Below are 9035 nucleotides of genomic sequence, written 5' to 3'. Positions count from 1 at the left end.
CCGCTACGAACGCAAAGCCGAGCACTTCCTGGCCTTCACCAGCATCGCCTGCACCCTCATCTGCTACCGCCGACTCGCCAAATGAGACGACGTCTAACAGGCAGCAGACGAGATCGGCGCGGGCCGTCGGGGGCAACGCTGTCAACGACGACGCACCTCCGATCGGGCGCCGTTGGCCTCTGTGGCTGTCGATGCGAACCGGTGCGGGGCAAGGCTATGAACGAGAGGCAAGCGACGGTCTGGCTGGACCCGCAACGCGACAAGTCCGCCCAACTCTGTCCTTCAGCCGCTGAACCAGACCTGCTCCATGGCGAAGATCACGCTATGAGCGCTTGGTGTACTCCACGAACGTCGTCCACGTGGCTCGGTGGACGGACATGACTCCCCTCTCGTGCGCCTTTGTGTCCCGAACTCGGACCTTTTTTGGGTGGTTATCGGCCACTTCAACACAACTCTCCGTCCCCGTATAGGAGCTGGTACGCCAGTTCGGAGTTGTGGGCTGCATTGTGTGCTCTCCTAATCGGTTGGTATCTGATCGAAGTGCCGAATCGCTTCGAAGATGAGGTCCCGGACAGCAGTTCCATAGACCGCTGACTGCTTCAAGAGGGCGAACGCCTTGGTGTACAAGTCAATTTCGCGGGGTTGTGTCACCGAGAACTCCGCCGAGTACGTCTCAACAAGGACGAGTCGGTCGTCGAACATCGAGAACGCGTTACCCGGCCATATGGAGGTTGGCGCGGACCGGGGGACGATGCCCAGACTCAGGCGGGGAAGCCTCATGACCGCCAGGAGGCGGTCAAGCTGCCCCTTCATCACTTCTGGTCCTCCGAAGTTGGTGTACAGGGCCTGTTCGCCGAGCAGGACGTTGAAGATGCGATCGCCCTGGTACAGGTACTGCTGGCGCTCAAGCCGCTTCGCCACGGCTGCTTCGGCGTCATTGGGAATCTCGTAGTACCTGACACCCTGCGTGAAGACCTCGGAAGCGTATGCCGCAGTCTGAAGAGTTCCCCAGACAACGGTGGGGTGCCATATGCGGAACACCTTGGTCTTGGCATACACCGGTATGGCCTTTTGCTGCCGCTTCTCGACACCCGTCTGGAGCTGCCGGCGCCATTCAACCCACAGCTCATCGACATGGCGGACGATCGCGACAAGGTCCCCGAGTTGGTCAGCCTGCCCGGTCGTCTCGCACCAGATGCGGATGTCGTCCTCGCTGGGGCGTTGCTTGCCGGTCTCGATGCGAGAGACTTTCGATTCCTGCCACGAGGTGGCGCGCGCGAATGCCCGGCCGCTGGCATAGCCCGCATCCTTGCGGAAGCCGCGCAGCCGGGCACCGAGCGCCTGGAGCGCCTCGTCTACTTGCGTGCTCACGGATCGGTCAGGCCCGGTACTCGGCGTGGGGAATCGCAGTGGCCCATAGGCTGTCCCGCAAGCGTACGCACTGGGCTACGGTGTCCGGGTCTTCGACGATCTCGGAGCCCAACACTCTGCCCTCGGAGTCGAAGTGGCCCACGGCGAGGAGACGGTCGTCGTACAGCCACCAGTCATTGCCGCCTGCGGGAAACGCCGTATCCTCTGGCAGGCAGTGTCGGGGCAGCCAGCGAATGTCTTCGCCGGCCTCCTCGTTGAGAGCGGTGGTCGTGTGCTCCCACTGGATGTAAGGGCTGTGCGGCACAGTGATCACGCGGACACGTCGGACAGTCTTGCCCTCCGCAGTGACACGCCGGATGAGCTGGGTCCACGGGGCCATGTAGGAGTAGTCGGCGGTCTCACCACGGAGCCAGCTCGTGAAGGGACTCTCCTCATCGGGAACGGAGTAGTCGTCCCTCAACTCCAGGTGGAATGCATCCTGCGCGAAGCTCTCAAAGAGCCGGTTGCGCTCGGCGCTGGAGATCAGCTCCACGCGGTTCCTCCAGTAGGACGGTGATCGCGGTCTTCGGTACTTCGACCACGGTCTCGTAGTCCGGAATCTCCATCTGAGCCAGGGTCTCGGAGTCGGTCACCTCGCGGCCCTGCACGACGAACGTGCCGTCTGGCGTAAGGATCATGATCGGGTCCTGGACGCGCCAGATCTCCCCGGCCGGCAGACCGTCCTTGGCGAGGTGCTCGAACAGTTCTGTGGGCACCTCCACCGCCGTTTCCCCATCAGGGATGTCGAGTTGCATTAGCAGGTCGTTCGCGAAGATCTTCCAACCCTGGACGAGGTACGTGTCCCGATCGGTGGCATACAAGGTTGGACAGTCACCCACCGTGGAGTTCTTACCAAGGAACCGTAGCTTCATGGTCGTTCTCCTGTCTGCATCCTTGCTCGGATTTGCGCGACACAAGGATGGTCGGCTGGACGTTCGGGGCCGTCAACCTACTTGCTGCAAACTCACGCAATCTGCTTGGGGTTTGGCTAACGCCGGATCTACCTTTGACTGCAGCTCGAACCGGAGAACGCACCCGCCGCAGGAACCACGCGAACGTCAAGATCGCTCCTGCCGTCAAGGCGGACACCCGGCTTCGGTAAGAGACCGCACTGCAGATGACGTGGGGCGTACCGAACACCAGGCCTCCACGCGAGCACCACCCTCAACCACGCGCCCGCACGATCACAACCGTGAACCAGGAGTGCCCGTGAACCCCCCTACACAACAGGGCAAGGCTCTTCGCTCCGCAGATATGGACAGGTCAGCCGAGCTCGATCACGGCAAGCGCCCGGTCAGTGCGACCGTGGTTCTCCTGCCCTTACGGATCGAGCTTGAGAGCAACAAGCCCCCGGCTGGTGACACCCTGCATGTCCTGCCTTCACACCACGACGAAGAACCGCGATACAAGTGGCAGACCAGGCTCACGGCGAACACGGGCGCTGGCCGCAACGCCCGGCTGCGAGTGCGCACTCGGCTCACCGCGGCCCGCTGGCCCGGGAACGTTGATGCGGCGGCCCGGGTCGCCGACAAGCTCGTGGACAACGCGTTCCGGCACGCCAAACCGTTCGGGCCCGGCGAAGGCTGGATCGAGCTCAGGCTGACCCTGCTGCCCGGTCCGGACGAGCTGCTCATCGAGGTGGACGATGCCACTGCCGAGTTCGCCGACTTCGACAAAGCGATGAGCGCCGAAGCCTCGGGCCATCCGCCCGGGCTCTGGTGGATCCGCCACTACCAGGGGACGCTGTCGTGGGGCCGGAAGACGGACGCCGCCACGGGTGACGTCGTAGGCAAGTCCGTGACGGCGCTGCTCCCCACCACCTGGGGCCTGGCATGAGCCGCACCGGGCAGATGCCGTGCCGGCCAGTCGACGCCGGCCGGGTAATCCCGCCCGCTGGGCCCGCGGGCTTCGTCACGACCACCGGCCGCACCGACCCCGCGCACGTCGCCCCCGACATGGGGGACCTGGCCACGCGTGTGCGCAGCCTGATGGAGCTCCAGCAGCAGCGGGTTCTCCAGCTGCCGTTGGGCGGACACTTCTTCGACATCATCACCACGGCGAGCGGCCCGCAGGCGTACGCCGCCATCACGGTGATGGACGAGATCCAGCACAGCGGTGACGAACGGGCGGACGCGTGCGGGCCGGTGATCGAGGACCCCCAGCGGTCATGGCTCATCTGGCTCGTGCCTCCCGGCACCAGCGAGCAGTGGGTGCCGCACCGGTACGCGACGTGCCTGGGCCGGCCCTATCGCCTTGCGCTGCCCGCGATGACGTCCGTGGAGCCGCCCGGGCCGTTCTGGCTGCGTTCCTGCCGTGGTGACCGGCTCGTTCCACCGTCAGCGTTGCGCCAGCTGCTCGATCAGTTCCAGCCCGGCCCCGCGCCCCACGAGACGCTCCTCGGATCAGTGCTGAGCACGATCTCCTGATCTCCGCGTACGGCGTCCGTTCCCCCCACCTCCCCGAGCTGACGCCGTACGCGGTCACCGCCCCTGCTGCCAAGGAGGCTCCCCCTTGGCAGCAGGTCACCCACCAAGGGAACGATGTGACCACTCCCCTCAGCCCCCAGGCCCGCGCCGCTCGCCTCGAAGTCCTGCGCCGCGAGTACATGGCTCAGATCATCGCCGCAGCCGCCCGCCACAGCGATCCCGTGCGCGTCGCGCCGTACGCCCTGACGCAGTCCGGCGCCGAACGGCACGCGGACCTCGAACTGATCGAGAAGTACGCGGCAGGGATGGGCTGGCACCTCACGCGCGTCACCTTCGCCGATGTGGGGCAGCCTCCGCCCCTCGACCAACGGCTCGGGTTCGGAGCGGCCTGCCGGCTCGCGGCGCGGGGATACGCCCACGGCATCCTCGCCATCGCCCGCCCTGCCATCACCACCGACAACGAGACCTACGCGCAGGTACTGGAGCACCTCCACCTGCGTGGCGTGTTCCTGGCCTACCTCCCCACCGAACACGACACCCCCACATAGCCCCCGCTCCTCGCCCGACGCCTACGGGGCTCAGGCCAAGAGCGGGCCCAACGCCCAGTGCTGGGCCGCCATTCCCCCGAGCGGCCCGGCACCGGGTCCCAACAGCTTCCTTTCAATGGAGAAGGGACGACGACGTGCACCAACTCGTGGCAACACCGTTCGGGGAGCGGCGCCTGATCCTGCGGCAGGGCAGCCCGAAGGCCTTGCAGCTCCCCAAGTCCCGGTTCGAGGAACTGCGTACGTCAGCTCCCGACACCGTGCCGCAGTGGCTGACCGACGCCGTCCACGCCCAATGGCGCCTGGACCTGACCGGTCAGCGTGTCGGCGATGTGCTCCTGCTGCGGAACGCGGGACCGTACGCGTTCAGCCGCGCGACGTGGGAGCTCAACCTGGGCTGTGACCTCGACTGCGTCATGTGCTACCTCGGCGAGAAGAAGTTCGAGGGCATCGACATGGAGGGCAAGCGGAAGCTGCTCGCCGTCATGCGCGACGCGGGCGTGATCTGGCTCCAGATGACCGGCGGTGAACCGCTGATCGATCCCGACTTCTCCGAGGCGTACCGGCTCGCATACGAGCTGGGCATGCAGTTGGAGATCCTGTCGAACGGTTCCCGGCTGTACAAGGACCACGTCCTGACGCTGCTGCGCACCTGTCCGCCGGCCAAGCTGACGCTGAGCATGTACGGCGCGACGGCCGCAACGTACGACGCGGTGACCCGCAGGCGCGGAGGATTCGACCGCTTCTCACGCGGTCTGGAGAATGCACTCGCTGCCGGCCTGAACATCGACCTCAGCCTGATCGTCGTCCAGGCCAACGCGCACGAGGTCGACGCCATGCGGGACTGGGCGCGGCGCCTCGAAGTGCCGTTTCGCGAGTACGCGAACATCTCGCCGACGATCCACGGCTCCGCGCAGCCGCTGCCGCAGCAGTCGCCCGAGTACCTCACCCACCGGCAGCCGTTCACCGGCTGCCCCGCCGGCGTCACGTTCTTCCACGCCGACCCGTTCGGCCGGGCCTCGATCTGCAAGGTCGGCCGCGAACCGAACATCGACCTGATCGCCGAAGGCGTGGAAGGTCTGGCCCGACTCGACGAGATCGCCGAGTCCCTCATGCGTCGCACCGGAGGATGCAGCGGCTGCAAGCTGTCCGACACGTGTCGGGTGTGCAGGCCGATGGCGAAGGTCTTCCAGGAGGCGAAGGCACCACTGGTCAACTATTGCCAACACCGAGAGAGGTAGTCATGCCTGCTGTGATGGTCCAGATCACCCGCAAGCCCGAGGACGTCGTCCAGGACCCCGAGGACGTCGTCCTGGTCGCCGACGTCGAAGCACTCACCGCCAACACCGTGCCCGGCTGCAACGACGACAACCCCTACCAGTAGAACCCTCTGCTGGGGCCGCGCGTACCCGCGGCCCCAGCACCACCCCACAGGAGACACCCCGTGTCCACCCCTCGTCTGACCGAGCTCCCGGACATCGTCGTGCGGCTGATCGAGAAGGTCAGCGGCCCCGTTGTCGACGTCGGGACCATCAACGCCGGTCTCAACAGCGCCATCGCCGCCCACGTGCGTACGGCCGACCGCTCCCTGTTCGTCAAGGGCCTGCCGCTCGATCACCCGCGTGTCTGGACCCAGAAGCGTGAGGCCCAGATCAGCCCCTACGTTCGCGGTATCGCACCGGAGCTGCTGTGGCACGTCGAAGAGGACGACTGGAGCATCCTCGGCTTCGAGTACGTGGCCGGCGGCCACGCCGACTACACCCCCGGCTCCACCGACCTGCCCACGGTCATGACCACCATGCACCGGCTGATCGACGTACCCACCCCGGGCATCGAACTGAAGAGCATGCCGCACCGGCTCAGGACATACGTCGACGACCCCGCAGACCTGTCCTGGTTCGCGGGCAACAGTCTCCTCCACACCGAATGGAACCCGCACAACGTCCTCATGACAGGCAGCAAAGCCCTGTTCGTGGACTGGGGATGGGCCTCCACCGGCGCCGCCTGGATCGATCCGGCACTGTGGCTGCTGTGGCTCATCGCCCACGGCCACACCCCCCACCAGGCAGAGAGCGCAGCCGCCGCACACCCCGCATGGGAGCCGGCCCCGCCCGCAGGACTCAACGTGTTTGCCCGGGTCCAGGATCGGATCTGGACGTCCATCGCCGAAAGCGGCGACGAGTGGGCACGACCCATGCAGCGAGCCGCCCGCGCCTGGCACCAGCACCGGCTCCCCACGTCCTGACCGTCACTCGTGCGCGTCGGGAGCTCCCGTCCCGGCGGGGGTTTCCACGTTCCCCCACTACACACCGAGCCCGCGCTCGCCGGAGCGACGACCCGGATCGGCACCCCGTTCCCGCCAGCATCAACCCGGCAAACGCGGGCTTCGACACGCTGCCCACGATGCACCTGCGTCGGGCCATGAACGACGCCGTCGCCGTTCTGCTCCTGCGATGCGCGGGGCGGTGCAACGGGCCGTTGCCGCCCTGGGCTTCTGCGACCCTCCGGCCTTCGGCTCGACCTCCGAAGTGGTCGGCCACGCGGGGGTGCCGCCGGTCTGGGCCGAGTGGGTGGAGCGCTGGAACAGCACGACGACCATGACTCACCGCTCCCGCCTCCACAATCGGGCCGCGTTGCTGAAAGCAGGCCGGTGGATCGCTGTGGAGCAGCCGGAAGCCGCTGATCCCGCTGCCTGGACCCGTCAGACGTGCGCGGCCTGGATCGCGGCCGTCGACCGCATGAAGATCGGCGACTACGTCGTGCGCACGAGCAGCTTCCAAGAGCGCATCGGGCAGCCGCTCCAGGCCTCTTCGAAGGCCAGCCTCGTACGTGCAGCCAGGGTCTTCTTCCGCGACATCCAGGACTGGGAGTGGCTGCCCCGCAGGTTTGACCCCATCCGGGCACTCGCGCTGCCACGCAGCATCAACGCCCTCCTCGGCCCCCGCCCGCGGATGATCGATGACGGCCTGTGGGCCAAGCTCCTGTGGTCCGGACTCAACCTGGAAGCCAGCGCCATTCCCCGCGGCAAAGCGGGCCCCATCTATCCCCTGGAGTTGGTCCGAGCCATCACACTGACGTGGCTATATGCCGGTCAGCGCAGCAACGAGATCGCACGCCTGCGCCTCGGCTGCATCCGCTGAGCATGACGGCACTCCGGCCGCCGGCGACTCGACGCAGGTTCTCGCCCGGGCCGCCGTCTGCCTGTTGGACGTCCCCGCGCACAAAACCGGCACGGCGTTCACGAAGCCGGTCGACCCGCTGCTCGGACAGGCGATCAACGCCTGGGAAGCGGTCCGGCCGAACCAGCCGAAGCGGGCCCATAAGCGCACCGGTGAACAGGTCGACTTCCTGTTCTCCCTGCGGGCCCGCGCTATCTCCAGCGGCTACATCAACAGCACCATCATCCCCATGCTCTGCCGCAAGGCTGGCGTTCCGGCATCCGATGTCCGCGGCAGCATCACCAGCCACCGAGCCCGCTCCACGATCGCCAGCCAGTTGTACAACGCGAAAGAACCCATGACCCTGTTCGAGCTGCAGCGTGGCTCGGACACCGGTCTCCGGAGTCCACCCAGCACTACGCGAAGATCAGTCCCAACACGCCGACCAGGGCGTACAAAGACGCCGGGTACTTCGCACGCAATGTCCGCACCATCGAAGTCCTCATCGACCGAGAGGCAGTCGCATCTGAAGCGGCCGCAGCCGGTGAACCATGGCAGCACTACGACCTGGGCCACGGCTACTGCACCTGCACGTTCTTCGAACAGTGCCCGCATCGCATGGCCTGCGCCCGCTGCGACTTTTACACGCCGAAGGACTCCAGCAAGGGTCAGCTCCTCGAAGCGAAGGACAACCTCCAACGCATGCTGGCCACGATCCCGCTGACCGACGAAGAACGGGCCGCTGTCGACGACGGCCAGACCGCACTCAACCAGCTCCTCGAACGTCTCGCGGACGTCCCTACTCCATCAGGCCCCACGCCGCGTCAGCTGCTCCCGATCGTCGAGGTCCGGCGGGGCGCCGACCATGGCCGGTGACACGATCAGGAATGCCTCAGTCCCCAGCATCGAGCCGGTACGTCCTCCGCGGCCGATCCGCTTGGCCGGACTCCGTTGTCGTCCCGGCTTTCGGATTGGGAACACTGCCTCACAAAGACGAGGGCTCTGTCTCAAGGTGCGCCCCCTGCAAAGCCGCATGAACAAGCACCCCATGTGCGTCACTGGATCAGCAACTTCAAGGTGATGCGCAGCCGACGCTGGCCGGTTGATCCGCTAGGTAGCGTGATTGCTCAGCTCGAGTGAGATCCCTGTGGACTGCTTGGCAGATTTTCCTGATGGAGCGAGGCGGATCAGGCAAGGAGATGGGCCATAGCCGTATGCTCTTGTCGTCGCCTGCGCTGGCCAGGGAGCGCCCGTCGGGACTGAACGCCAGGGACCGGACCGTGTTGGTGTGGCCGGTCAGGGTGCGGCGCAGGTGGCCGGTCGGCACGTCCCACAACCGGACCACTCCGTCATCCCCGCTGCTGGCCAAGGTGCGTCCGTCCGGGCTGAACGCAACCGACATGAGAGGGTGGTATGCGAGTTTTTGCCTTGTATCTGACTCTGTTATGGGATTGGCGTGCAGATCAGGGCTGTTAACGAGTGCCGGTTGCATGCCG

General features: G+C 66.2%; 13 protein-coding genes. 8 read left to right on the top strand and 5 right to left on the bottom strand.

Going from position 1 to position 9035, the window contains the following annotated elements; translation table 11 throughout:
• Nucleotides 1–322: 322 nt before the first annotated feature.
• Genes ACWGKT_RS47995 through ACWGKT_RS47980 form a run of 4 tightly spaced genes read right to left on the bottom strand, consistent with a single transcriptional unit; the run spans nt 323 to nt 2282 of the window.
• Entirely contained in the window at nt 323–505 is a 183-nt protein-coding gene (locus ACWGKT_RS47995; protein ID WP_453278744.1) for a DUF397 domain-containing protein, read from the bottom strand.
• Nucleotides 506–516: 11 nt separating this feature from the next.
• A complete protein-coding gene (locus ACWGKT_RS47990) occupies nt 517–1371 on the bottom strand; it encodes a helix-turn-helix domain-containing protein (protein WP_453278743.1) in 855 nt (284 codons plus the stop codon).
• 7 nt (nt 1372–1378) lie between these two features.
• Nucleotides 1379–1903 (bottom strand): DUF6879 family protein, encoded by a 525-nt coding sequence (locus tag ACWGKT_RS47985; RefSeq protein WP_453278742.1) that lies wholly within the window; start codon nt 1901–1903, stop codon nt 1379–1381.
• Nucleotides 1863–2282 carry a hypothetical protein gene (locus ACWGKT_RS47980; protein WP_453278741.1) on the bottom strand — a complete coding sequence of 140 codons (420 nt, stop codon included), beginning with the start codon at nt 2280–2282 and terminating at the stop codon, nt 1863–1865. The genes ACWGKT_RS47985 and ACWGKT_RS47980 overlap by 41 nt, the downstream gene beginning before the upstream one ends.
• A 382-nt stretch (nt 2283–2664) precedes the next feature.
• Between ACWGKT_RS47980 and ACWGKT_RS47975 the strand changes: the two genes are divergently transcribed.
• From ACWGKT_RS47975 to ACWGKT_RS47940, 8 genes are all read left to right on the top strand, one after another.
• Nucleotides 2665–3246 (top strand): hypothetical protein, encoded by a 582-nt coding sequence (locus tag ACWGKT_RS47975; protein WP_453278740.1) that lies wholly within the window; start codon nt 2665–2667, stop codon nt 3244–3246.
• Nucleotides 3243–3836 carry a hypothetical protein gene (locus ACWGKT_RS47970; RefSeq protein ID WP_453278739.1) on the top strand — a complete coding sequence of 198 codons (594 nt, stop codon included), beginning with the start codon at nt 3243–3245 and terminating at the stop codon, nt 3834–3836. Before ACWGKT_RS47975 ends, ACWGKT_RS47970 begins: the two co-directional genes overlap by 4 nt.
• Before the next feature lie 116 nt (nt 3837–3952).
• Nucleotides 3953–4384, top strand: a complete 432-nt coding sequence (locus ACWGKT_RS47965) for a hypothetical protein (RefSeq protein ID WP_453278738.1) — start codon at nt 3953–3955, stop codon at nt 4382–4384.
• A 134-nt stretch (nt 4385–4518) separates the two neighbouring features.
• Nucleotides 4519–5622 carry a radical SAM protein gene (locus tag ACWGKT_RS47960; protein ID WP_453278737.1) on the top strand — a complete coding sequence of 368 codons (1104 nt, stop codon included), beginning with the start codon at nt 4519–4521 and terminating at the stop codon, nt 5620–5622.
• A gap of 2 nt (nt 5623–5624) precedes the next feature.
• Complete coding sequence (locus ACWGKT_RS47955) at nt 5625–5765, top strand: hypothetical protein (RefSeq protein ID WP_453278736.1); 141 nt, start codon at nt 5625–5627, stop codon at nt 5763–5765.
• 60 nt (nt 5766–5825) lie between these two features.
• Entirely contained in the window at nt 5826–6626 is an 801-nt protein-coding gene (locus tag ACWGKT_RS47950) for an aminoglycoside phosphotransferase (protein ID WP_453278735.1), read from the top strand.
• A 208-nt stretch (nt 6627–6834) separates the two neighbouring features.
• Nucleotides 6835–7521 carry a hypothetical protein gene (locus tag ACWGKT_RS47945; protein ID WP_453278734.1) on the top strand — a complete coding sequence of 229 codons (687 nt, stop codon included), beginning with the start codon at nt 6835–6837 and terminating at the stop codon, nt 7519–7521.
• A gap of 720 nt (nt 7522–8241) precedes the next feature.
• The gene (locus ACWGKT_RS47940; RefSeq protein ID WP_453278733.1) at nt 8242–8415 is read left to right on the top strand and encodes a hypothetical protein; all 174 of its coding nucleotides are present in this window, start codon (nt 8242–8244) and stop codon (nt 8413–8415) included.
• 196 nt (nt 8416–8611) lie between these two features.
• On the opposite strand, the gene ACWGKT_RS47935 is transcribed toward ACWGKT_RS47940, so the two are convergent.
• Nucleotides 8612–8941, bottom strand: coding sequence for a WD40 repeat domain-containing protein (locus ACWGKT_RS47935; protein ID WP_453278745.1), 330 nt, complete (start codon nt 8939–8941; stop codon nt 8612–8614).
• Between the last annotated feature and the right edge of the window lie 94 nt (nt 8942–9035).

This window comes from Streptomyces sp. NPDC054794 (assembly GCF_053611585.1).
This window is presented reverse-complemented; position numbering and strand designations above follow the sequence as displayed.